Annotated in this window: 23 protein-coding genes and 1 pseudogene; 22 read left to right on the plus strand and 2 right to left on the minus strand. The window is 74.8% G+C overall.

The features are described from left to right. Positions 1–68: 68 nt before the first annotated feature. The 7 genes and pseudogenes from Q1K26_RS16015 to Q1K26_RS16045 form a co-directional block, all read left to right on the plus strand. A pseudogene (locus Q1K26_RS16015) lies at positions 69–1,895 on the plus strand (AAA family ATPase); the annotation flags it as partial. A 181-nt stretch (positions 1,896–2,076) separates the two neighbouring features. Further along, positions 2,077–3,828, plus strand: coding sequence for a signal recognition particle-docking protein FtsY (gene ftsY / locus Q1K26_RS16020; RefSeq protein ID WP_300012917.1), 1,752 nt, complete (start codon positions 2,077–2,079; stop codon positions 3,826–3,828). Positions 3,829–4,029: 201 nt separating this feature from the next. Further along, entirely contained in the window at positions 4,030–5,352 is a 1,323-nt protein-coding gene (locus tag Q1K26_RS16025) for an ammonium transporter (RefSeq protein WP_300013263.1), read from the plus strand. 3 nt (positions 5,353–5,355) lie between these two features. Next, positions 5,356–5,694 carry a P-II family nitrogen regulator gene (locus tag Q1K26_RS16030; protein WP_300012920.1) on the plus strand — a complete coding sequence of 113 codons (339 nt, stop codon included), beginning with the start codon at positions 5,356–5,358 and terminating at the stop codon, positions 5,692–5,694. 106 nt (positions 5,695–5,800) lie between these two features. Continuing rightward, positions 5,801–6,139 (plus strand): P-II family nitrogen regulator, encoded by a 339-nt coding sequence (locus tag Q1K26_RS16035; protein WP_300012923.1) that lies wholly within the window; start codon positions 5,801–5,803, stop codon positions 6,137–6,139. Beyond that, entirely contained in the window at positions 6,136–8,520 is a 2,385-nt protein-coding gene (locus Q1K26_RS16040) for a [protein-PII] uridylyltransferase (RefSeq protein WP_300012926.1), read from the plus strand. Before Q1K26_RS16035 ends, Q1K26_RS16040 begins: the two co-directional genes overlap by 4 nt. 60 nt (positions 8,521–8,580) lie before the next feature. Next, positions 8,581–9,465, plus strand: a complete 885-nt coding sequence (locus tag Q1K26_RS16045; RefSeq protein WP_300012929.1) for a hypothetical protein — start codon at positions 8,581–8,583, stop codon at positions 9,463–9,465. Here the strand turns inward: Q1K26_RS16045 and murJ are convergent. Then, positions 9,381–10,916, minus strand: a complete 1,536-nt coding sequence (gene murJ / locus Q1K26_RS16050; RefSeq protein WP_300012932.1) for a murein biosynthesis integral membrane protein MurJ — start codon at positions 10,914–10,916, stop codon at positions 9,381–9,383. The genes Q1K26_RS16045 and murJ overlap by 85 nt on opposite strands. 222 nt (positions 10,917–11,138) lie before the next feature. Here murJ and Q1K26_RS16055 point away from each other — a divergent pair, with 222 nt between their 5' ends. The 8 genes from Q1K26_RS16055 to rimM all read left to right on the plus strand — a co-directional run bounded on the left by Q1K26_RS16055 (position 11,139) and on the right by rimM (position 18,143). After that, entirely contained in the window at positions 11,139–11,477 is a 339-nt protein-coding gene (locus Q1K26_RS16055) for a P-II family nitrogen regulator (RefSeq protein ID WP_300012935.1), read from the plus strand. Positions 11,478–11,600: 123 nt separating this feature from the next. Then, a complete protein-coding gene (locus Q1K26_RS16060) occupies positions 11,601–12,170 on the plus strand; it encodes an AAA family ATPase (RefSeq protein WP_300012937.1) in 570 nt (189 codons plus the stop codon). Between the two features lie 10 nt (positions 12,171–12,180). Next, positions 12,181–13,701, plus strand: coding sequence for a signal recognition particle protein (ffh, locus tag Q1K26_RS16065; protein ID WP_300012939.1), 1,521 nt, complete (start codon positions 12,181–12,183; stop codon positions 13,699–13,701). A 65-nt stretch (positions 13,702–13,766) separates the two neighbouring features. After that, a complete protein-coding gene (locus tag Q1K26_RS16070) occupies positions 13,767–14,783 on the plus strand; it encodes an amidohydrolase family protein (protein WP_300013266.1) in 1,017 nt (338 codons plus the stop codon). A gap of 1,107 nt (positions 14,784–15,890) precedes the next feature. Continuing rightward, entirely contained in the window at positions 15,891–16,676 is a 786-nt protein-coding gene (locus Q1K26_RS16075) for a type II CAAX endopeptidase family protein (RefSeq protein ID WP_300012941.1), read from the plus strand. A 168-nt stretch (positions 16,677–16,844) separates the two neighbouring features. Next, a complete protein-coding gene (gene rpsP / locus Q1K26_RS16080) occupies positions 16,845–17,336 on the plus strand; it encodes a 30S ribosomal protein S16 (RefSeq protein WP_300012943.1) in 492 nt (163 codons plus the stop codon). Continuing rightward, the gene (locus tag Q1K26_RS16085) at positions 17,333–17,572 is read left to right on the plus strand and encodes an RNA-binding protein (protein WP_300012946.1); all 240 of its coding nucleotides are present in this window, start codon (positions 17,333–17,335) and stop codon (positions 17,570–17,572) included. The genes rpsP and Q1K26_RS16085 overlap by 4 nt, the downstream gene beginning before the upstream one ends. Before the next feature lie 10 nt (positions 17,573–17,582). Next, positions 17,583–18,143, plus strand: coding sequence for a ribosome maturation factor RimM (rimM, locus tag Q1K26_RS16090; RefSeq protein ID WP_300012948.1), 561 nt, complete (start codon positions 17,583–17,585; stop codon positions 18,141–18,143). Positions 18,144–18,349: 206 nt separating this feature from the next. Here the strand turns inward: rimM and Q1K26_RS16095 are convergent, their stop codons facing one another. Further along, positions 18,350–18,931, minus strand: a complete 582-nt coding sequence (locus Q1K26_RS16095) for a hypothetical protein (protein WP_300012951.1) — start codon at positions 18,929–18,931, stop codon at positions 18,350–18,352. Positions 18,932–19,107: 176 nt separating this feature from the next. Here Q1K26_RS16095 and Q1K26_RS16100 point away from each other — a divergent pair, with 176 nt between their 5' ends. The 7 genes from Q1K26_RS16100 (at position 19,108) to Q1K26_RS16130 (ending at position 22,833) form a co-directional block, all read left to right on the plus strand. Beyond that, a complete protein-coding gene (locus Q1K26_RS16100) occupies positions 19,108–19,323 on the plus strand; it encodes a helix-turn-helix domain-containing protein (RefSeq protein ID WP_300012954.1) in 216 nt (71 codons plus the stop codon). A gap of 10 nt (positions 19,324–19,333) precedes the next feature. Continuing rightward, entirely contained in the window at positions 19,334–19,894 is a 561-nt protein-coding gene (locus Q1K26_RS16105) for a Clp protease N-terminal domain-containing protein (RefSeq protein ID WP_300012957.1), read from the plus strand. 99 nt (positions 19,895–19,993) lie between these two features. Continuing rightward, positions 19,994–20,770, plus strand: a complete 777-nt coding sequence (gene trmD / locus Q1K26_RS16110; RefSeq protein WP_300012960.1) for a tRNA (guanosine(37)-N1)-methyltransferase TrmD — start codon at positions 19,994–19,996, stop codon at positions 20,768–20,770. Between the two features lie 137 nt (positions 20,771–20,907). Beyond that, a complete protein-coding gene (gene rplS, locus Q1K26_RS16115; RefSeq protein WP_300012963.1) occupies positions 20,908–21,267 on the plus strand; it encodes a 50S ribosomal protein L19 in 360 nt (119 codons plus the stop codon). Between the two features lie 29 nt (positions 21,268–21,296). Beyond that, positions 21,297–22,046 (plus strand): ribonuclease HII, encoded by a 750-nt coding sequence (locus Q1K26_RS16120; protein ID WP_300012966.1) that lies wholly within the window; start codon positions 21,297–21,299, stop codon positions 22,044–22,046. Continuing rightward, positions 22,043–22,366 (plus strand): DUF2469 domain-containing protein, encoded by a 324-nt coding sequence (locus Q1K26_RS16125; protein ID WP_300012969.1) that lies wholly within the window; start codon positions 22,043–22,045, stop codon positions 22,364–22,366. Before Q1K26_RS16120 ends, Q1K26_RS16125 begins: the two co-directional genes overlap by 4 nt. A 110-nt stretch (positions 22,367–22,476) precedes the next feature. Continuing rightward, positions 22,477–22,833 carry a YraN family protein gene (locus tag Q1K26_RS16130; protein ID WP_300012972.1) on the plus strand — a complete coding sequence of 119 codons (357 nt, stop codon included), beginning with the start codon at positions 22,477–22,479 and terminating at the stop codon, positions 22,831–22,833. The last annotated feature ends 1 nt before the right edge of the window (position 22,834 follow it).

A 22,834-nucleotide genomic window follows, 5' to 3' on the forward strand; every position in this document is an offset into this window, starting at 1 on the left:
CCGCGCTGGCCGCCGCCACCGACCGGCCCGCCCGACCCCGGCTTGTGTAGGGGTGTGCGGTCCGTTGCCCCGGTGGGGGGCGGTGGGCCGCCGATGGGGTCTCCGCGGACGGGGTGCTCGCGGCCTCCCTCGCCCGGCTGCTCCACGGGGTGGTGGTCGTCGACGATCTCTCCGGTGCCGTCGAGCTCGTCACCGCTGATCCGGAGCTCACCGTCGTCACCAAGGACGGGGACGTCCTGGGCGCCGCCCGTGCGGCCGGTGGCTCCGGCACCGCCACCAGCACCCTCGACGTGCAGGCGGCCGTCGACGAGGCGCGGCAACGGCGGGACGCCGTCGAGCAGGAGCTGGCCGGGCTCGGGCCCACGCTGGCCGGCGCCCGGGCGGAGGAGGCGGCCCGGCTGGCCGACGTCGAGGCGGCCCGGGCCGCGCAGAAGGCTGCCGAGCAGCGCCGGGCCGCCGCGTCGACGCAGCTCGGGCGGGTCGAGCAGGCCGTCCGGTCGGCCGCCGCCGAGTCGCAGCGGCTGCGCGAGCGCCGCGACGCCGTCGAGGCCCGCCGCTCCGACGCCCTGCTCGCCCTGGAGGCGGCCGAGCAGCAGCTCGCCCTGGCCTCCGACGAGCCGGTGGACGACGAGCCCGACACCGAGATCCGCGACGCCGCCGCCGACGCGCTGGACGCCGTCCGTTCCGAGGAGGTCGACGCCCGGCTCGCGCTGCGCACCTGCGAGGAGCGGGCGCGCGCGATCGCCGGGCGGGCCGAGGGGCTGCGCAGGCAGGCCGCGTCGGAACGCCACGCCCGGGCCCGGGCCGCCACCGCGCGGGAGGCCCGCGAGCGCGGAGCCGCGGTGGCCGCGCTCGTCGCCGACGCGGGGGAGCGGGCGGGCCTGCGGATCGCGGACTCGCTGGCCGCCGCGGTCCTGGAGCGGGACGCGGCGGCCGCGGCCCGCGATTCGCGCGAGCGCGCGCTCGGCGAGGCCCGCGCCACCGCCGGGCGCCTGGGCAACCTGATGGAGAAGCTGACCGACGCCGTGCACCGCGACGAGGTGATGCGCGCGCAGTCCCGGCTGCGGCTGGAGCAGCTCACCGAGAAGGTGCTCGCCGACCACGGCCTGGGCGTCGACGACCTGGTCGCCGAGTACGGGCCCGACGTGCCGGTGCCCGCCTCGCTCGCCGAGACCGCCGAGTACGAGGCGGCCCGCGAGCGCGGCGAGGACGTGGTCGCGCCCCCGGCCATGCCCTACGACCGCGCCGTGCAGGAGCGCCGGGCGGCGCGCGCCGAGAAGGACCTCGCGCTGCTGGGCCGGGTCAACCCGCTGGCGCTGGAGGAGTTCGCGGCGCTGGAGGAGCGCTACCGGTTCCTGTCCACGCAGCTGGAGGACCTGAAGAACACCCGGCGCGACCTGCTCACCGTGGTCCGCGAGGTGGACGACAAGATCCTCGAGGTGTTCGCGCAGGCCTACTCCGACGTGGCGCGCGAGTTCGCGATCGTATTCGACACCCTGTTCCCCGGGGGCGAGGGCCGCCTGGTGCTCACCGACCCCGAGGACATGCTCACCACCGGCGTCGAGGTCGAGGCGCGGCCGCCCGGCAAGAAGGTCAAGCGGCTGTCCCTGCTCTCCGGCGGCGAGCGCTCGCTGACCGCGATGGCCCTGCTGGTGGCGATCTTCCGCGCCCGGCCGTCGCCGTTCTACATCCTCGACGAGATCGAGGCGGCGCTCGACGACGTCAACCTGCGCCGGCTGATCAGCCTGCTGGAGGAGCTGCGCTCGACCAGCCAGCTCGTCGTCATCACGCACCAGAAGCCGACGATGGAGGTCGCCGACGCGCTGTACGGGGTCGCCATGCGCGGGGACGGCATCACCACGGTCATCAGCCAGCGGCTGCGCCCGGCGAGCTGAGGCGCGGCCGCGGGCCCGGGGCGGCGCGCCCACCTGTCGTGGTGCCGGCACGCACCGGTCGCGGCCGGTGTGCGAGGCGCAGGAGCGGGCTGCGGGGTCGCCGTCCGGGTGGTCGTGTCGCGCCGGGACGGTGGGTCCCCGTGCCGGGCGGGGTCCCGGACCGGCATGACAGGGTGGGGGCGTGACCACGGAGACCTTGTGGATCGTCGTCGCGGTCGTGGCGGCGGTCGTGCTCATCGCCGTCGTGCTGGGTCTGGTGCTGCGGCAACGACGACGGATCAGCCTGCGGCAGGCCGACGAGCTGGCGGGCGACACCCGTCCCGACACCGCCCCGCCCCGGCACGGCGGCACCTACCGGGCGGACAGCGGGTTCTCCTTCTCCGCGGGCGGGGACACGGCCACCCCGCCGCGCACCCCTGACACGCCGGCCGCTCCGCCGCCCACCCCCGACGCCCCCGCCGATCCGACGGTCGCGGACCCGGCCGAGCCGCCGAAGCGGTCGCTGCACGGTGCCACCACCCTTCCCGACGCCCCGCGGCCCGACCCACCCGCCGCCGATGCCCCCCCGGTCGCCGGCGCCGTTCCCTCCGCCGCCGCCGGGACGGTCGCACCCGCGGACACCCCGTCGGCGGACCCGGCGCGCCCCGCCGACCCGGCGGACGCGCCCGCGGACACCGGGCGGGCGGCGGCCACCACCGCCGGCGCCGGCCCGACCGGCGCCCCTGACACCGGCGCCCCTGACACCGGCACGGCGGACACCGGCACGGATCCGACGGACACGGCCGCTCCGACGGACACGGCCGCTCCGACGGGTACCACCGACACCGGCACGGCCCCGGTCGCCGCCGCTGACACCGCCACCGTTCCCGTCGGTACCCCGACCGGGACCGCACCGGCGGGGACCGCACCGACGGGGACCGCTCCTGCCGGGACCGCCCCGACCGAGACCGCCCCGCCGGTGGCCGCCCCGCCGGTCGGCGACGCGGCACCGCCGCCACCCGCCGAGGAGATCGCCCCGCCGGGCGGGCGGCTGGAGCGCCTGCGCGGCCGACTCGCCCGCTCCCGGTCCGGCTTCGGGCAGAGCCTGCTCGGGTTGCTCGGGGCCGGGGAGCTCGACGAGGAGTCCTGGGAGGACGTCGAGGCCACGCTCCTGCAGGCCGACCTCGGCCCGGAGATGACGGCCGAGCTCGTGGACGCGCTGCGCACCCAGCTCGCCGCCCGTGGTGTGCGCACCGCGGAGCAGGCGCGTGCGTTGCTGCGCGACGTCCTCACCGACGCCCTGCGCTCCGACCTCGACCGCTCGGTGCGCGCGCTGCCGCACGACGGCCGCCCGGCGGTGCTGCTCGTCGTCGGCGTCAACGGCACCGGCAAGACCACCACCACGGGCAAGCTCGCGCGCGTCCTCGTGGCCGGTGGGCACCACGTGGTGCTCGGCGCGGCCGACACGTTCCGTGCCGCGGCCGCCGAGCAGCTGATGACGTGGGGCGAGCGCGCGGGCGCCACCGTCGTTCGCGGGGCCGAGGGCGCCGACCCTGCGAGCGTCGCGTTCGACGCCGTCAAGCAGGGCACGGCCGAGGGCGCCGACGCCGTGCTGCTCGACACCGCGGGTCGCCTGCACACCAAGACCGGCCTGATGGACGAGCTGCAGAAGGTCAAGCGCGTGGTCGAGCGGCAGGCCGAGGTCGACGAGGTGCTGCTCGTCCTCGACGCCACCACCGGCCAGAACGGGATGACGCAGGCGCGGGTGTTCGGAGACGTCGTCACGGTCACCGGCATCGTCCTGACCAAGCTCGACGGCACGGCCAAGGGCGGCATCGTGTTCCGCGTCCAGCGCGAGCTGGGTGTGCCGGTGAAGCTCGTCGGCCTCGGCGAGGGGCCCGACGACCTCGCCCCGTTCGAGCCCGCGGCCTACGTCGATGCGTTACTGAACTGATACGCACAGTCCGCGTAATGCGGATGTAACTCCACTCCGACGGTCGTTCACGTGTTCGCAACAGCGGTGGAGAGCCGTCGAAACATGCCGATTCGATAGTTCCCGCACCTGCCGCAGAAACCGCCCAGAACGGGCGGGTCGCGGCGATGACGGGAAGGAGTCGACGTGCCTGGAGTGCCCGATACCGGCGATACCGCCTGGATGATGACGGCCACGGCCCTGGTGCTGCTCATGACGCCGGGCCTGGCGCTGTTCTACGGCGGCATGGTGCGCAGCCAGAGCGTGCTGAACATGATGATGATGAGTTTCGGCTCGATCGGACTCGTCGGGGTGCTGTGGGTGCTCTACGGCTACTCCATGGCGTTCGGCACGAGTGTCGGCGACGCGGGCCTGGTCGGGGACCCGACGGAGTTCGCGGGTCTCTCCGCGATCGCCACCGGCTTCTCCGGTGACGAGGTGCCGCTGGTCGCCACGATCCCCTCGGTGGTCTTCGCGGCCTTCCAGGCCACGTTCGCCATCATCACCGTCGCCCTGATCTCCGGCGCGGTCGCGGACCGCATGAAGTTCGGCTCGTGGCTGATCTTCGCGGGCATCTGGGCCTCGATCGTCTACTTCCCCGTGTCGCACTGGGTGTTCGCGTTCGACGACACGACCGCAGGCGCCGGTGGCTGGATCGCCAACGACCTCGCCGCCATCGACTTCGCGGGTGGCACGGCCGTCCACATCAACGCCGGTATCGCCGCGCTGGTCCTGGCCATCGTCCTCGGCAAGCGCCGTGGCTGGCCGCGCGAGCCCATGCGGCCGCACAACCTCACGCTCGTGATGCTCGGTGCCGCGCTCCTGTGGTTCGGCTGGTTCGGCTTCAACGCCGGTTCGGCCGTCGGGTCCGGCGCGATCTCCGGCTTCGCGTTCCTCAACACCATCGTCGCCACCGCCGCGGCCATGATCGCCTGGCTGCTCGTGGAGCGCTTCCGCGACGGCCACCCGACGAGCCTCGGTGCCGCCTCCGGCGTGGTGGCGGGTCTCGTCTCGATTACCCCGGCCTGTTCCTCGGTCTCGCCGGTCGGCGCGATCGCGGTCGGCGCCGTCGCCGGTGTGCTGTGCGCACTGGCCGTCGGCCTGAAGTTCCGCTTCGGCTTCGACGACTCGCTCGACGTCGTCGGCGTCCACCTCGTCGGCGGCCTCGTCGGCACCCTGCTCGTCGGCTTCCTGGCCACCGCCGAGGCGCCGGCCGGTGTCGACGGGCTCTTCTACGGCGGCGGCGCCGACCAGCTGTGGCGCCAGGCCGTCGGGGCACTCGCGGTGCTCGCCTACTCGGGCATCGTCACCGCGATCATCGCCTACGCCCTGAAGTTCACCATCGGCCTGCGGATCTCCGACGAGAACGAGGTCACGGGCATCGACGAGACCGAGCACGCGGAGACGGGCTACGACTTCTCCACTCTGCGCGGCGGCGGCGGCCTCGGCACCTCCCGGCCGGCGGCGTCCGAGCCCGTCCCGGCGACCGCCGGAAAGGAGTCCTGAGAGATGAAGCTGGTCACGGCGATCGTCAAGCCGTTCGTGCTGGAGGACGTGAAGGGGGCGCTGGAACAGATCGGCGTCCTGGGCATGACCGTCAGCGAGGTCCAGGGGTACGGCCGCCAGAAGGGCCACACCGAGGTCTACCGTGGTGCGGAGTACTCGGTGGACTTCGTGCCGAAGGTCCGTGTGGAGGTCGTCGCCGACGACGCGCTCGCGGAGAAGGTCGTGGACGCCGTCGTCGAGGCCGCCCGCACCGGCAAGATCGGTGACGGGAAGGTCTGGGTGACCCCGGTCGAGGGCGTCGTCCGGGTCCGTACTGGCGAGCGCGGGACCGACGCGATCTAGCTCCACATCTCGTCCGCCGGGCCCGCCGTACCTTCGAGAGGTGCGGCGGGCCCGGCGCCTTTTTCCTGGAGAATGACCGCTTCGTCACCGATCGGAGAGAACCGCGATGATGCTCGTGACGGCGATCGTGAAACCGTTCGCCCTGGATGACGTCCGTGCGGGACTGGAACAGCTGGACGTGGCGGGTATGACCGTCAGCGAGGTGTCCGGCTACGGTCGCCAGCGCGGGCACACGGAGATCTACCGGGGAGCCGACTACCAGGTCGACTTCGTGCCGAAGGTCCGCGTCGAGGTCGCCGTCGAGGACGGGTTGGTGGAGAGGGTGATCGACACCGTGGTCCTGGCCGCCCGCACCGGCAAGATCGGCGACGGGAAGGTCTGGGTGACCGCGGTCGACACCGTGGTGCGGGTCCGCACCGGCGAGCGGGGTGCCGACGCGCTGTGAGTGCCGAGGCTGTCGGTTCGGGGGACGCCCAGGACCTCGTGCGCGCGAAGGCGGTCCTGCTGGAGTCCGACGGCAAGCGCCGGCTCACCCCGGAGGCGCTGCGCACGGCCCTGGTCGACCTGCACGACTTCTGGCTGTCCACCCGTGCCGCGTCGATCGGCCTGACCGACCGCGCCGCGCTCGTGGCCGTCGGTGCGCTGGGCCGCCGCGAGCTGGCGCCGTGGTCGGACCTCGATCTCGTGCTGCTGCACGACGGCCGCAAGGACATCGACCGCATCGCCGACGGGCTGTGGTACCCGCTCTGGGACGCCGGCATCGGCCTCGACCACTCCGTGCGCACCCCCGGCCAGGCGGTGCAGGTCGCGGCGACGGACCTGCGGGCCGCGTTCGGGCTGCTGGAGATGCGCCACATCGCCGGCGATCCGGCGCTGACCGACACCGTCCACGCCGCGGTGCGCCAGGCGTGGCGCGCCGGGATCCGCAGCCGGTTCGACGAGATCGTCGAGGGCGCGAACACCCGCTGGGCGAAGGTCGGCGACGTCGCGCACCGTGTCGAGCCGGACCTGAAGAACGGTCACGGCGGCCTGCGCGACATCCAGCTGGTCGACGCGCTCGCGGCCGCCCAGCTGATCGACCGGCCGGCCGGCGACGTGCTGGAGGCGCGCACGCTGCTGCTCGACGTCCGCACCGAGCTGCACCGCCTCGCCGGCCGCGCCCGTGACGCGCTGCGCGCCCAGGACGCCGACGAGGTGGCGGCCGTGCTGGACCTCGGCGACCGCTTCGAGCTCGCCCGCGCGCTGTCCGGCGCGGCGCGGGCCGTCGCCTTCTCCGCGGAGGTCGGCCTGCGCTCGGCCCGCAACGCGCTGCCGCGGCGCGGGCTGGCCGCGCTGGGTCGGCGGAGCCTGGGCCGCGGCCCGGTGCGCCGTCCGCTGGACTCCGGTGTCGTCGAGCACGGCGGCGAGGTGACGTTGGCGCGCGACGCCACGGCCGCCCGCGACCCCGCGCTGGTGCTGCGGGTGGCCGCGACGGCCGCGCGCACCGGGCTGCCGGTGGCCGCGGGCACGCTGCACCGGCTCGCCGACACCGCGCCCGAGTTGCGCGCGCCGTGGCCGCGCGACGCGCTGGGGGAGCTGCTGTCGCTGCTGGGCACCGGCCGCCCGCTCGTCGACGTCGTGGAGGCGATGGACCGCACGGGGCTCTGGGGGCGGTTGTTCCCGGAGTGGGGCGCCGTGCGCGACCTGCCGCCGCGCGATCGCGCGCACGTGTGGACCGTGGACCGGCACCTCGTGGAGTCCTGCGCGCAGGTGGCCCGCCTGACCACGCGCGTCGCCCGTCCCGACCTGCTGCTGGTGGGCACGTTGCTGCACGACATCGGCAAGGGCCGGGGCGGGGACCACTCGGTGGTGGGGGAGTCGCTGGCCGTGCAGGTGGGGCGCAGGCTCGGTTTCCCCGAGCCCGACGTCGCGGTGCTCGGGGCGATGGTCCGCCACCACCTGCTGCTCCCGCACACGGCCACCCGCCGCGACCTCGACGACCCGGCCACCGTCAGCCGGGTGGTCGACACGCTCGGCGGCGCCGTCGCGCAGGGCGCGCCGGGCACCGCCGCGCTGCTGCTCGACCTGCTCACCGCGCTGGCCGAGGCCGACTCGCTGGCCACCGGGCCGGGCGTGTGGAGCCCGTGGAAGAAGGCGCTGATCGGTGACCTGTCGATCCGCTGCCGCGCGCTGATGACGGGCCAGGTGCTGCCCGCGGCCCCGGAGGGCGACGGCGGTGAGCTGGCCGCCGCCGTCACGGCCGAGGGTCGCGCCCAGGTGCGCTTCGCCGACGAGTCGGCCCCGGCCACGGTGCTGGTGGCGGTGCCCGACCGGCGCGGCTCGCTGGCGGCGGCGGCCGGGGTGCTGGCGCTGCACTCGCTGGAGGTGCACGCCGCCGAGCTGAGCACCGTGAACGACGTGGCGGTCTTCACCTTCACCGTGTCACCCCGGTTCGGGGGCCTGCCCGACCCGGCGCTGCTGCGCACGGACCTGGGCCGCGTGCTCGACGGCACGCTCGTGCTCGCCGACGCACTCATCCGCAAGGAGCGCGACTACGCGCCCACCACCGCGTCGGAACCCGTGGCCCCGCCGCGGGTGCTGTGGTTCGACGACGAGGCCACCGGCGCGGTGGTAATGGAGCTGCGCGGCACCGACCGCATCGGGCTGCTGCACCGCATCGCCACCGCGCTGGAGGGTTGCGACGCCGACCTGCGCTGGGCTCGGGTGGCCACCCTCGGGGGGTCGGTGGTGGACTCGTTCTGCCTCGCGGGACCGGCCGGCGACGGAGGGTTCCGGCGCGAGGAGCGCAGGCGGATCGAACAGGCGGTTCTCGCCGCGGCGGGCTGAAATGTCCGTTCGCGGCGTGTTGTCATCGTCGTTTCATGTTCACGGGTCATGCTCTCGACCATGACCACGTCGCTGCGTGTCGAGCCGGGGCCCGACCCCCTCGCCGCGCCGGTGGCGTCCGATGTGGTGCTGGTGGCCGCCGGGCGCCGCTGGCGGCGGGTACTGCTGCGCACGCCGTGGCTCGACGCCGACGACGATCTCGGTGGTGCGCTGGCGGCGGCGCTCGCCACCATGCCCGACGGCTCGCCGCGCCCGGGCGACGTCGTGGCCGTCGCCACCATGCCCGACGGCTCGCCGCGCCCGGGCGACGTCGTGGCCGTCGCCGAGAAGGTCGCCGTGGTGACGAGCGGTCGCACCGTGGACGCCCACGGGCTGCGGGCGGGGGCGCTGGCGCACCTGCTGGCCCGCTCGGTCCGCCCGGTCGGCAACAGCCTGGGCCTGTCCCAGCCGCGCAAGATGCAGTTCGTGCTCGACCAGGCCGGCCCGGCGCGTGTCGTCGGGGCCGCGCTGGCCGCCGCGCTCGCCCGCCCGTTCGGCTCCACGGGCACGTTCTACCGGCTGCTGGGCAGCACCGCCCGCGACCTCGACGGCCTGCGCGGCGCCTATCGCGACGCGCTGCTGCCCCCGCTGCTGCCGGGGGAGGCGGCGCTGCTCGGGCATCACCTGGCGTCCCGGCTGGGGCGGGCGGTGGCGGTCGTGGACGTCAACGACCGCGGCGGTTCGGTCCGCTCGGTGTCCGCGGGCGGGCCCGACCCGGAGGTACTGCTGCGGCTGCTGGCCGACAACCCCCAGGGCAACGCCGGCCAGAGCACCCCCCTGGTCCTGCTCCGCCCCTCTGACCCGCCGTCCTCCCGGGCGCCTCAGCGGCGGCGGCGCAGGTCCGACGGCAGGCTCCTCAGCAGCCGGAACTGCTCGGGGCAGGTCAGGCGCAGCACCGGCAGGTAGCCGGCCAGCACCCCGACGCCCACGGCCGAGCACACCAGCGCCGCGCCCAGCGGACCGTCCGCGGGGGACCCCACGAGCAGCCGCGCCGCCCACCCGGTGCCGACGCCCGCCGCCGCCGCGAGGGCCAGCCCACCGCCCAGACGCCCCAGCGGGGGCACGGCCCGGTGCCTGCGGTGCAGCCCCGCCAGCGTCACCCCGGTCGCCACGGCCACCGAGACGACGGTCGCCGCCGCGATCCCGGCCACCCCGAACACCGGCGCCAGCACCAGGTCGAGCACCACGTTGACGGCGACCCCGACGGCCGCCGACACCACCGGCACCGTGCCGTCCCCCAGCGCGTAGCAGGTACGGGCCGCCACCTCCCGCACGGCGAGCACCGGGATGCCGACGGCGAAGACCCCCGCGGCCGACGCCGTCAGCGCCACCGCGGTGTCGTCGAACGCGCCGTAGCCGTACACCAGCCGCACCAGCGGGGTGGCGGCCAGCGCCATCCCGGCCGCGATCGGCACCATCACCACCGCCAGCACGGCCACCCCGCGGGCCGTCAGGTCACGCAGCTCCGCGCGCCGGGCGGGGGTGACGGCCGCCGCCAGCCTCGGGTAGAGCGCGGCGAGCAGCGTGGCCACGAGCAGCAGGTCGATCGTGGACGACAGGCGCCCCGCGAAGTTCACCGCGGCCACCGACCCGGGGCCCAGCGTCGAGGCCACCGCGCGGTCCACCAGCGTGTTCACCGACGACAGCGCGCTGCCGACGACGAGCGCGGGCACCAGGCGCAGCATCTCGCGCAGCCCCTCGTCGCGCAGCCGCAGCGTCGGCCACGCCGGCAGCCGGGCCGCGCGCAGCGGGATCAGCTGCAGGACCAGCCGGACCGCCGAACCGAGCACGAAGCCCCAGGCCAGTGCCGTGGCGCCGAACACCGGTCCGGCCACGGCCGCGGCCGCGATCATCACCAGGTTGAACCCGACGCTCTGCAGCGCCGAGGGTCCGAACCGGCCCAGCGCCTGCCCCGCACCGGCCAGCAGGTTCGTCGCCGTGATCAGCACGGTGGCGATCAGCACGATCCGGCTCAGCTCCACGGCGAGCGCGGCGGTGGGCGCGTCGAACCCGGGAGCCAGCAGCGCGACCACGCCGCCGGCCCCGACCCACACCGCGCCCGCGCCGACCGCCAGCACGAGGCAGGCGAGCCCGAGCGCGGCCCGCACCGACGCCATCCCGGCCGCCGGGCGCCCGGCGTCGACGGCACGGGCCATCACGGGCACCGCCGCCTTCGCGAGCGCCCCGGTGATGAGTCCGAGCACGAGGTTCATCAGCCCCTGTGCCACGAGGAACGCGTCCACATCGGGCCCCGCACCGAACACGACGGCGATGGCGAGGTCGCGCACCAACCCGAGCGTCGACCCGGCGAGGGCCAACCCCGCGGTCAACAGAGCCGCCCGGCGCACCCCTCCCACGCGGGCAGTCTGCCCGCCCCGGATCCGCACTCCGGAGCCACACCGCTGTCCCTGGACCGGCAGGACAGCAGTACGGCTCCGACATGCGTCCCGGACCGGCGCATCTGAACGGAACGGACGCCGGGCCGAGCACGCCGAGACCGGCGACGACGTCACCCCGCTGTCGACCGCGGCCCGCGGTGGCGGCATCGTGGCGCGTACCGCCGAGGAGGAGACGACCCGATGATCCTGGTGACCGCCATCGTCAAGCCGTTCGCGCTCGGCGACGTCAAGAACGCGCTGGAGCGCCTCGGCGTGCTCGGCATGACCGTGTCCGAGGTGCAGGGCTACGGCCGGCAGAAGGGCCACACCGAGGTGTACCGGGGCGCGGAGTACGCCGTCGACTTCGTGCCGAAGGTCCGGGTCGAGGTCGTGGTCGACGACGCGCTCGCCGAGAGGGTGATCGATGCCGTCGTCGAGGCCGCCCGCACCGGCAAGATCGGCGACGGCAAGGTCTGGACCACGCGGGTGGACCAGGTCGTCCGCGTGCGCACGGGGGAGCGCGGCACTGACGCGCTCTGACCTGCCCCGCCGGGCGCCGACATGGTCGTGCAACGCGAACTCGGCCCGATCCGGGCCGGATTCCCGTTCCAGGATCATGGGAGGGTGCGGAACGATCGGCCCCCACCCTGCGTTGTACGCGGCGTGATCGGGGGACCTGGCGTTCCGGTGCGCGTGGAGCTGTCGTGCCGCGCGCTGGTGCTGGTCGCGGGGATGCCCGGGGCGGGGAAGTCCACGCTGCTCGCCGGGCTGCCGGTGGACGCGCGGGTGGTCGTGCTCGACTCCGACGTCCAGCGCGCCGCACTGCGCCGTGCGCTGCCGGGCGTGCCCTACCGCTCCTACCGAGGGCTGGTGCACCTGCTGCACCGGCTGGCGGTGGTGCGGGCGGCGGTGTCACGCGTGCCCGTCGTCGTCGCCCACCTGCCGGCCACCGACCCGGGCACCCGCGCCGCGCTCGCCCGGCTGGCCGCGCTCACCGGCCGGTCCGCGCACCTGCTGTGGCTGCACGTCGAGCCCGCGGACGCGCTGCGCGGGCAGGCCGTGCGGGGCCGGGTGGTGCCGGGACGCTCGTTCACCCGGCACGCCGCGGCCGCGGCGCGGCCGCCCGGGCCGTCACCGGAATGGGCGAGCGTGACCGTGCTGGACCGCGCCCGGGCCCGCGCCGGACTGGTGCTCGACCCGCCGGTGCAGCGGACCCGGGTCGGCGCCCAGTAGGCTTGTCCGGGTGTTCAACGACCTCTCCGAGCGCCTGTCCGGCACGCTGGCGAACCTCCGTGGCAAGGGCCGCCTGTCCGAGGCCGACATCGACGCCACCGCGCGCGAGATCCGCATCGCGCTGCTGGAGGCCGACGTCGCGCTGCCCGTGGTGCGCGGTTTCGTCGCGCGCGTCAAGGAGCGGGCCAAGGGCGCGGAGGTCTCGGGGGCGCTGAACCCGGCGCAGCAGGTCGTCAAGATCGTCAACGAGGAGCTCGTCGGCGTACTCGGCGGCGAGACGCGGCGGCTGCGGTTCGCCAAGGAGCCGCCGAGCGTGATCATGCTCGCCGGCCTGCAGGGCTCCGGCAAGACCACGCTCGCCGGCAAGCTCGCGGCATGGCTGAAGGGCCAGGGACACGCCCCGCTGCTCGTGGCGTGCGACCTGCAGCGCCCCAACGCGGTCAACCAGCTGCAGATCGTCGGCGAGCGGGCCGGGGTCACGACGTTCGCACCCGAGCCGGGCAACGGTGTGGGCGACCCGGTGGACGTCGCCCGCCGCGGGATCGCGCACGCCCGCTCCACGATGTTCGACATGGTCATCGTCGACACCGCGGGCCGCCTGGGTGTCGACGAGGAGCTGATGCGCCAGGCCGCCGACATCCGCGACGCGGTGTCCCCCGACGAGGTGCTGTTCGTCGTCGACGCCATGATCGGCCAGGATGCGGTGGCCACCGCCGAGGCGTTCCGTGACGGCGTCGGGTTCAGCGGCGTGGTGCTCACCAAGCTCGACGGCGACGCCCGCGGTGGCGCGGCGCTGTCGGTCCGTGAGGTTACGGGCCAGCCGATCCTGTTCGCGTCCAGCGGGGAGAAGCTGGAGGACTTCGACGTCTTCCATCCCGACCGCATGGCGAGCCGGATCCTCGGGATGGGCGACCTGCTCTCGCTCATCGAGCAGGCCGAGCAGGTCTTCGACGAGGAGCAGTCGGCCCGCACCGCGCAGAAGATCGGCTCCGGTGAGCTGTCGCTGGAGGACTTCCTCGAGCAGATGCAGGCCATCCGCAAGATGGGCCCGATCGGCAACATCCTCGGCATGCTCCCGGGCGCCAACGCCGGGCAGATGAAGGACGCGCTCGCGCAGGTCGACGACAAGAGCCTCGACAAGCTGCAGGCGATCATCCGCGGCATGACCCCCGCCGAGCGGGCCGACCCGAAGATGATCAACGGATCGCGGCGGCTGCGCATCGCCAACGGGTCGGGGGTGTCGGTGGGCGATGTCAACGACCTGGTCACCCGCTTCTTCGAGGCCCGCAAGATGATGCAGCAGATGGCCGGACAGTTCGGCTTCGGCGGCGGGAAGCGCAGCGCCACGAAGAAGCTGGCCAGCAAGCGGAAGTCCAAGAAGGGCAAGGGGCGCCCGACCCCGTCACGCTCGGGCGGGGGCCTGCCGGACATGTCCGGGCTGCCGCCCACCCTGCAGCAGCTCCCGCCCGGTCTCGACCAGCTCCCGCCCGGGTTCGACCCCAGCAAGCTGCGCTTCCCGAAGGGCAAGTGAACGTGAACCGGGTACGCGGGGTCCTGCTCGGGGCGGGCGGGCGGGACGCCGACCGGTCCGTCGAGCTGACGGTCGACGGCGGGCACGTCTTCCTCGACGCCGCCCGGGGCGGCGACCTGCTCGTCGACGGCGGCTGGATCGTCCCCGGTCTGGTCGACGCGCACTGCCACGTGGGCCTGGGCCCGGCCGGGCCGGTCGACCTCGACGAGGCCGACGCCCAGGCCCGGACCGACCGCGACGCCGGCACGCTGCTGATCCGCGACTGCGGCTCCCCGGTCGACACGACCCCCCTGCAGGCCCGCGACGACCTCCCGGAGATCATCCGGGCCGGGCGGCACCTGGCCCGCCCGAAGCGCTACATCCCCGGCCTGTCCGTCGACCTCGACGATCCCGCGCTGTTGCCCGAGCACGTGGCCGAGCAGGCGGCCCGCGGCGACGGCTGGGTCAAGCTGGTCGGCGACTGGATCGACCGGGGCGTCGGTGACCTCGCCCCGCTGTGGTCCGACGACGTGCTGCGCGCCGCGATCGGGGCCGCGCACGCCGCGGGGGCCCGGGTCACCGCCCACGTGTTCGGCACCGACGCCCTGCCCGGTCTGATCGGCGCGGGCATCGACTGCATCGAGCACGGCACCGGGCTGACCGACGACCTGATCGCGCAGATGGCGGCCCGCGGCACCGCGCTCGTACCCACGCTGATCAACGTGGAGACGTTCCCCGGCATCGCCGACTCGGCGACGAAGTACCCCACCTACGCCGCGCACATGCGGGAGCTGCACGCCGGTGCCCACGACGTGGTCCGGCGCGCCACCGAGGCGGGCGTGCCGGTGTTCGCGGGCACCGACGCGGGCGGTGGCATCTCCCACGGCCGCATCGCCGACGAGATCCGCGCGCTGGCCGCGGCCGGGCACCCCGACGCGCTCGGCGCCGCGAGCTGGCACGCCCGCGAGTGGCTGGGCCGTGCCGGCCTCACCGACGGTGCCCCGGCCGACCTGGTCGTCTACCGCACCGACCCGCGCACCGACCCCGCCGCCCTCGACGACCCGGCGCTGGTCATGCTCCGGGGGCGCGTGTTCGCGACCTGACGCCCTCCGGCCGAGGTGGCCGTCGGTGATCGCGGCCCGCCCGTCCCGCGTCCGGGCGAGCACGGCGCGTCACGCCGGATCGACGACGTCCGGCGGAGGACGGCTGTTCCGGGGCCGGGTCCTGGAAGTCACGGTCAACGGATGCGCGGCCTCCCGGCGGCTCCCCGCGGCACGGGTCCGGGGCCCGCAACCGACCGACCGTCGAATCCTCGCCGTCCTGCGGGCGCGCACGGTCGGTCGCCTCGTCCGCCGGCCTCCCCTCGCCGGGCACGGGGATCGGCGGGTGTCCGCCAGGATCGGGCCGGGTCCACCCGCCGCCGGGTCGGCGGGGCGGGCGGCCGGTAGCGTCGGGTCGTGCGATCAGTGGGAGGCAGCGGGGGTGAGCGGCCTCACAGGGCCGCCCGGACCGGAACGGCGGGCGTGCGCGCGATGTGGATCGTCGTCGCCGCGGTGCTCGCCGCGGCGGTGGTCGCCGTGGGGCGGGGGATCGTCCGTCGCCGTTCGCGGCACCGTCCCCTCCCGGCGCCCGGGCCCGTGCCGCGCCGCAGGGACGGTCGGTCCGCGGAACCCTCCCCGCCGGGGTCCTCGGCGCCGGCGGGTGCGGCCCGCGCGCACGGCGTCGCGGCGGGCGGGGCACCCGCGTCCGACGACACCGCGACCCCGCCGCACGGCCTCACGGCCCCCGCCGGGGCCGGGTCGCCGGACGGTGAGGCGACCGACCCCGGCATCCGGCTCCCGGTGACTCCGCCGCCCGTTCCGTCCCGGGCGGTCCCGCCGATGGCGGGACCGGCAGGTGCGCCTGCACCTGCCGGGCCGCCCGCACCTGCCGGGCCGCCCGCCGCTGCGGCGTCTGCACCCGCCGCCGCACCGCCGCCCGCCGCGTCCGTGCCCGTTACGCCGCGGCCGCCCGCCGCGCCTGGGTCGTCCGCCGCGTCTGCGCCCGCCGCGCCTGGGCCGCCCGCCGCGTCCGTGCCCGTGCCCGGTCCACCGGCGACCGGTCCGTGGGGCCCCGGCGCGACCGCAGCGGGCCCGCCGCCCCCCGCCTGGGGTCCGCCGCCCCCCGCGCCGTGGCCGACCCGCGACCACGGGATGCGGCAGGCTGTGCCCGTGGGGGCCGGCCCCGGGTCGATGGCGCCGTACCCACCCCACCCGGTGTCGATGCCGACCCACCACTCCGCCCCGGCGTCGGCGCCCCCCGCCGCCCCGCGGCACCGCTGGGGCATCGGCGCCTACCTGCTCGCGCAGGCCGTCTTCCTGCTCGTGTCGCTGGTGATCGGCGTGATCCTGCTCGGCTCCGGGCCGCCGTCGACCGCGGCACTCGCGGTGGCCGTCGCGGTGCCGGGCCTCGTCACGGCCGCGGTCGCCGTCGTGATCACGGTCGTGCGCGGCAACGGGCCGTTCGTCGACTTCGGGCTGCGGTGGAGCTGGCGCGAGCTCGGGATCGGCCTGGCGTTCGGATTCGGCGGGCTGTTCGTCAGCCTGCCGGCGTCGGCGGTCTACGTGTCGGTGGTGGGGGAGGACGCCTCGTCCGCGGTCGGGGACATCTTCGGTGACCTCGTCATGCCCCCGGCCGAGGCACTGCTCATCGCGTCGCTGGTGGTCCTCGTCGTGCCGGTGTGCGAGGAGATCCTCTTCCGCGGGCTGCTCTGGGGCGGGCTCACCCGACTCGGGGCGAACGTGTGGGTGGTGTTCGGCGTCAGCACGGTGATCTTCGCTCTGGCCCACTTCGAGTGGCCCCGGGCGATCCTGTTGCTCGTGGTGGCGGTGCCCATCGGCCTCGCCCGGATCTACGGCGGCGGACTGCTGGCGCCGATCGTGGCGCACCAGGCCAACAACCTGCTCCCCGGCATCGGGCTCTACCTCATGCTGACCGGCACCTTCCCCGCACTCTGAACGACCGGGGGGTGCGCGGGCGGCGGCGTCTGGCACAATGGCTGGTCGGTCCCGCGGCCGGCCCTCTACCAGCCGCGGCCCCACAACGTCGAGCGACGCGCAGCCCGTAACCCCACGCGAGCAGTGCGGCCTCATCGCCGAAAGTCCGATCCAGGGAGCAGTTAGCGCGTGGCCGTCAAGATCAAGCTGATGAGGCTGGGCAAGATCCGTCAGCCGTACTACCGCATCGTCGTCGCCGACGCCCGTAGCCGCCGCAGCGGCCGGGCGATCGAGACCATCGGCAAGTACCACCCGAAGAACGAGCCGAGCCTGATCGAGGTCGACTCCGAGCGTGCGCAGTACTGGCTCGGCGTGGGCGCGCAGCCCACCGAGCCGGTGCAGCACCTGCTCGAGATCACGGGCGACTGGCAGAAGTTCAAGGGCCTGCCGGGCACCGAGGGCACCCTCAAGCCGCAGAAGGAGAAGGTCGACAAGATCGCGCGCTTCAACGCGGCGCTCGCCGCGGCGGGCGAGGAGCCCACCACCGAGGCCACCACCGCGAAGAAGAAGACCGACAAGCGTCCGCCGAAGGCCGAGGAGCCCAAGGCCGACGACGCCAAGGCCGACGACGCCGCTCCGGCCGAGTCCGCCCCGGCTGAGACCGCCTCCGCGGAATCGTGACGGTCCTGGCCGACGCCCTGGAGCACCTCGTCCGGGGGATCGTCGATCACCCCGACGAGGTGCAGGTGGACCTGGTCACCAGCCGGCGCGGCCGCACCCTCGAGGTGCGGGTGCACCCGGAGGACCTGGGCAAGGTCATCGGGCGCGGCGGCCGCACGGCCACCGCGCTGCGCACCGTCATCGGCGGAATCGGTGGTCGTGGCGTGCGGGTCGACGTCGTCGACACCGACCGCTGAACCCACAGCCGTGCCCGCACCCGTCCGCGGACGAGCCGGAGAACTGCTCGTCGGTGTCGTGGTGCGGGCGCACGGCCTGCGCGGCGAGCTCGGTGTGGACGTCCGCACCGATTCGCCCGACGAGCGGTTCGCCCCCGGCGCGGCGCTCGTCGGGCGCTGCGCCGGCGCGGCCGACGTCACGCTCACCGTCGAGTCCCTGCGCTGGCACTCCGGGAAGCTGCTCGTCCGCTTCACCGAGATCCCGGACCGCACCGCGGCCGAGCCGCTGCGCGGCACCCGCCTGCTCGTGCACGTCTCCGAGCTGGGCCCTACCGGCGATCCCGACGAGTTCCACGACCACCAGCTCGAGGGCCTGCGAGCGGAGCTGGCCGACGGCACGGTCGTCGGCACCGTCCGCGAGATCCAGCACGGCCCCGCAGGCGAACTGCTCGTACTCGCCCGCGCCGATGCCCCCGACGCGCTGGTGCCCTTCGTGCACGCCATCGTCCCCACCGTCGACCTCGACGGCGGCCGGATCGTCCTCACCCCGCCCGATGGCCTGCTCGACGCCGATCTGAACCCGGCAGGATGACCACGCCGCGTTGCTGACGGCGGACCCGGGGGAGCGGCCCGGGCGGAGTTGTTCTGACCGATCGGCCGCTGTCGCAGATCCCTCGGTCGCTCGCACAGGGTGGGTCCTCTGCGACCAGCGGGAAGATGTGCGCGAGCGGTGGCGAAGCGCGCTGCGGCACGCTGCCGTCGCCGGGCGAACAGCGGCAGCGCCGGACTCGGGCACCGTCAGGTCACGGCCGCCACCACGCCGGCGAGGGGACCCGGTATCCGCTCGGGGGGGGGCAGGGCGCGGGCCAGCGCGCGGGCGGCGGCGATCTTGCGGCCGCTGCGGGTGCCGAGGAACCGGCGGAGCTGGGCGGCGACGGGCCGGTCCCGGTGGAACGGCTGGCGCTGGAAGCGGCGGAACGACCCGAGCTCGCCCATCGTCCCCAGCACCCGCTCGACCCCGTCGACACCGAGGGCGGAGATCAGCTCACCCTCCAGGTCCGGGTGGCAGACGTGGAAGGTGGAGCCGTCGACACCGGCGGCGGCGATGTGGCGCCGCATGTAGGGCGCCTCGGCCTCGTCGCACAGCCCGGCGAGCCGCAGACCGCGCCCGGCCGGGCCGAAGGTGGCCAGGAACCGCCCGATCCCGGTGAACCCCTCCATGGGCACCACGGCGACGCCGTGGACGGCGGGTCCGCTCCGGGCGACCAGTACCTCCAGGGCGGCGTGGTCGGAGGCCCCCTCGACGAAGACCACCGCTCGCAGGTCGGCCTGCTCGGCCAGCGCCCGAGCCGTGCTCGCCGCGCGCTGTCCCGTGTCCACGCTCCGAGCCTTCCACCCCGCGGCCCCCGCTGCCGGACGCGACCGCCCGGTGCGTGCCGGGCCGCGACCCGCGCCCGCGGTCAGTGCCCGCAACCGGCGGCGGGCGTGGGTCGGCGGGCATCCGTCGTCGTCAACCGTGGTTGACATGGCGCCTCTTGTCAACGTAGGTTGACGACATGGCTGATGCGACGAAGGTGGCGGCTGCGGCGTCCAGCAGGGACCCGGCCGTCGGGCTGGCGGCCGTGGCGTCCCTGCGGGGACTGCTGGAGTCGCTGGAGGAACTGCAGGTGACCAACGCCCGGGACCAGGGCTGGTCGTGGCAACAGATCGCCGAGGTGCTGCGGGTGAGCCGCCAGGCCGTCCACAAGAAGTACCGCCGGTTCGGGTTCTGAGGGAGGCGACATGTTCGAGAGGTTCACCGACAAGGCGCGCCAGGTCGTCGTGGCGGCGCAGGAGGAGTCCCGTTCACAGGGGGCCGAGGCCATCCGCACCGAGCACCTGCTGCTCGCGCTGTACCGGGTGCCCGACAACCTGGCCCTGACCGTGCTGGCCGGGCACGGCGTCGATCCCGCCGATGTCCGCGCCGACGTCGACGCGCTCCGCCCGCTCGGGCCGTCGGACGCGGACGCGCTGGCCACGCTGGGCATCGACCTCGACGAGGTGCGCCGCCATGTGGAGGACACCTTCGGCGCGGGCGCGCTCGACCGCACGCGCGCGGCCTCGGGCCGGGGTCGCTGGTTCGCCGGACACGTCCCGGTCGACCGGAGCGCGAAGAAGGCGCTGGAGCTGGCGCTGCGCGAGGCACTGCGGTGCACGCACAACTACATCGGCTGCGAGCACCTCCTGCTGGGCCTGCTGCACGCCGAGGGGTCCGCGCAGACGATCCTGCTGGCCCGCGGCGCCCGCCTGGACACGGCGCGGATCATGGTGGAGGAGTTGGTCCGCGGCCGCCGGGCGAGTTGAGCCCGCCCGCACTTCGGAGCCACACTGCGGACCAGGACGCCCGCGAACAGCGGTACGGCTCCGAGGTGCGGCGGCGTTCGGGCGCGTACGGTGCGGCGCGTGCGGATCGACGTCGTCACCATCTTCCCCGGGTATGTCGCGCCGCTGCGGGAGGCGCTGCTCGGGCGGGCGATCGACGCCGGGCTGCTCGACCTCGCCGTGCACGACCTGCGGGACTGGACCCACGACGTGCATCAGGCCGTCGACGACTCGCCCTACGGCGGCGGGCCCGGCATGGTGATGCGCCCGCAGGTGTGGGGGGAGGCGCTGGACGCGGTCCTCGGTGCACCGGCCGCCACCGCGGCGGGTGCTGTGCAGGCGGGTGGTCCCGCGCGGCTCGTCGTCCCCACCCCGGCGGGGCGGCCGTTCACCCAGGCCGTCGCGCAGGCCTGGTCGACCGAGTCGCGGCTGGTGTTCGCCTGCGGGCGGTACGAGGGGATCGACCAGCGCGTCGTCGACTTCTACGCCGAGCGCATGCCCGTCGACGAGGTCAGCATCGGCGACTACGTCCTCGTCGGTGGCGAGGTGGCCGTCCTGGTCATGGTGGAGGCGGTCGTACGGCTGATCCCCGGCGTGCTGGGCAACCCCGCGTCCGCGCAGGAGGACTCGTTCTCCGACGGGCTGCTGGAGGGCCCGGCCTACACCCGGCCGGTCAGCTGGCGCGGCCTCGACGTCCCCGAGGTGCTGCGCAGCGGCAACCACGCCGCGATCGACCGCTGGCGCCGGGACCGGGCGTTGGAGCGCACCGCGCAGCGCCGCCCCGACCTGCTGGCCGCGCTCCCCGACGACGCGCTCGACGCCGCGGACCGCAGGTTCCTCGCCCGCGGCGACGGGTGATGTCGGGTTGCCCGAACCCGTCTGGCACACTGGTCTGCGAGCGCATGTGCCCGACGGGCCTGCCCGGTGCCAACCCCCGAGAAGAGGAGTGGCGCCCCCGCACGACCGCAATCTGACACCGAGGACGGATCTCCGCGATGAACACCCTGGACGCCCTGGACGCGCAGCTGCTGCGCTCCGACATCCCCGCCTTCCGGCCGGGCGACACGCTCAAGGTGCACGTGAAGGTCATCGAGGGCACCCGCTCCCGCGTGCAGATCTTCCAGGGCGTCGTCATCCGCCGCCACGGCTCCGGTGCCCGCGAGACGTTCACCGTCCGCAAGATGTCGTTCGGCGTCGGTGTCGAGCGCACGTTCCCGGTGCACTCCCCGAACCTGGACAAGATCGAGGTCTTCATCCGGGGCGACGTGCGCCGCGCGAAGCTGTACTACCTCCGTGACCTGCGCGGCAAGGCCGCGAAGATCAAGGAGAAGCGCGAGACGACCTCCGCGTCCTGAGTTCCGCGCACCCCGGCTCCTAGCTCGACGTGCCCGTCAGGCGCCGTCCGCGCGTCGTCCTGCCCCCGCAGTGGCGGCCGTCCCGTGCCGTCGTCCGCCGCTCGGCAGGCACCTGGACGCTGCAGAGCACCCTGCACCGGCACGGACTCGGCCCGGTCGCCGGCGTCGACGAGGCCGGCCGCGGGGCCTGCGCCGGGCCGCTGGTCGTCGCGGCCTGCGTGCTGCGCCCCGGGGACGCGCGCGCGCTCGACGGGCTCACCGACTCCAAGCTGCTCACCGCGGCCGCCCGCGAGGACTTCTACGCCCTGATCCGGCGGCGCGCGGTCGACCACTGCGTCGTCGTCATCCCGCCGGCCGACATCGACCGGCGCGGTGTGCACGTCGCCAACGTCGAGGGGATGCGCCGGGCCGTGGCCGGGCTCGCCGACCCTCCCGGCTACGTCCTCACCGACGGGTTCGCGGTGCGCGGGTTCGGCCGGCCCGCCCTCGCCGTGCCCAAGGGGGACCAGGTGGCCGCGTGTGTGGCGGCCGCGTCGGTGCTGGCCAAGGTGACCAGGGACCGGATCATGGTGGGGCTGGACGCGGAGTTCCCACGCTACGGCTTCGCGGAGCACAAGGGCTACTGCACGCCGATGCACGACGCCGCACTGGCCCAGCACGGCCCGGCGCCGGTGCACCGCTTCTCGTTCGTCAACGTGCGGGCCGCGAGGGACGGCGGCGCGGTGCTGGTCCACAATGAGTACGTGACCGAGGACCCGGTGGACGAGGTAGTGCGATGAGTGCCGAGGATCTCGAGAAGTACGAGACCGAGATGGAGCTCACGCTCTACAAGGAGTACCGGGACATCGTCTCCCAGTTCTCCTACGTCGTGGAGACCGAGCGCCGCTTCTATCTCGCCAACTCCGTGGACGTCACCCCGCGCAACGCGGACGGGGAGGTCTACTTCGAGGTGCGCATGTCCGATGCCTGGGTGTGGGACATGTACCGCCCGGCCCGGTTCGTCAAGAACGTGCGGGTGCTGACGTTCAAGGACGTCAACGTCGAGGAGCTCGACAAGCCCGACCTGCGACTGCCCGAGGGTACCCAGTTCGGCTCCTGACGTTCCACCGTTCCGCCGCCCGCGCGGCAGGTTGTCCACATCGGCCTCCGGCCATCCACAGATTCTGGTGATCGCCGCCGCGGCCCGCCCCGGACTCCGATCCTGGGGGCATGGCCGACAAGGACGAGCTCGGACGCCGCGGCGAGGACGTCGCGGTGCAGTACCTGGAGGGGCAGGGCCTGGTGGTCCTGTCGCGCAACTGGCGGTGCCGCCACGGTGAGCTCGACGTCGTGGCGGCGCAGGGCGACCGGCTCGTCGTCTGCGAGGTGAAGACCCGGTCGGGCACCCGCTTCGGTGAGCCCGCCGAGGCCGTCGACGGTCGCAAGATCGCCCGTATCCGCAAGGTCACCAACGCCTGGCTCGCCGCGCACCGGGTGCGCTGGAGCGACGTCCGGTTCGACGTCTGCGCGGTGCTGATCGAGCCGGGGCGTCCCGCCACCGTCCAGCACTACCGCGAGGCGTTCTGAC

The sequence above is a fragment of the Pseudonocardia sp. genome (assembly GCF_029263155.1).
GTDB lineage: Bacteria > Actinomycetota > Actinomycetes > Mycobacteriales > Pseudonocardiaceae > Pseudonocardia.

Excerpts from the sequence above, each read along its gene's own strand:
- Q1K26_RS16055 (WP_300012935.1), top strand. The coding sequence starts at position 11,139 with ATGATCCTGGTGACCGCCATCGTCAAGCCGTTCGCGCTCGGCGACGTC.
- Q1K26_RS16100 (WP_300012954.1), top strand. The coding sequence starts at position 19,108 with ATGGCTGATGCGACGAAGGTGGCGGCTGCGGCGTCCAGCAGGGACCCG.
- Q1K26_RS16045 (WP_300012929.1), top strand. The coding sequence starts at position 8,581 with ATGACCACGTCGCTGCGTGTCGAGCCGGGGCCCGACCCCCTCGCCGCG.
- Q1K26_RS16030 (WP_300012920.1), top strand. The coding sequence starts at position 5,356 with ATGAAGCTGGTCACGGCGATCGTCAAGCCGTTCGTGCTGGAGGACGTG.
- Q1K26_RS16125 (WP_300012969.1), top strand. The coding sequence starts at position 22,043 with ATGAGTGCCGAGGATCTCGAGAAGTACGAGACCGAGATGGAGCTCACG.
- Q1K26_RS16025 (WP_300013263.1), top strand. The coding sequence starts at position 4,030 with ATGATGACGGCCACGGCCCTGGTGCTGCTCATGACGCCGGGCCTGGCG.
- Q1K26_RS16105 (WP_300012957.1), top strand. The coding sequence starts at position 19,334 with ATGTTCGAGAGGTTCACCGACAAGGCGCGCCAGGTCGTCGTGGCGGCG.
- Q1K26_RS16130 (WP_300012972.1), top strand. The coding sequence starts at position 22,477 with ATGGCCGACAAGGACGAGCTCGGACGCCGCGGCGAGGACGTCGCGGTG.
- Q1K26_RS16035 (WP_300012923.1), top strand. The coding sequence starts at position 5,801 with ATGATGCTCGTGACGGCGATCGTGAAACCGTTCGCCCTGGATGACGTC.
- rplS (WP_300012963.1), top strand. The coding sequence starts at position 20,908 with ATGAACACCCTGGACGCCCTGGACGCGCAGCTGCTGCGCTCCGACATC.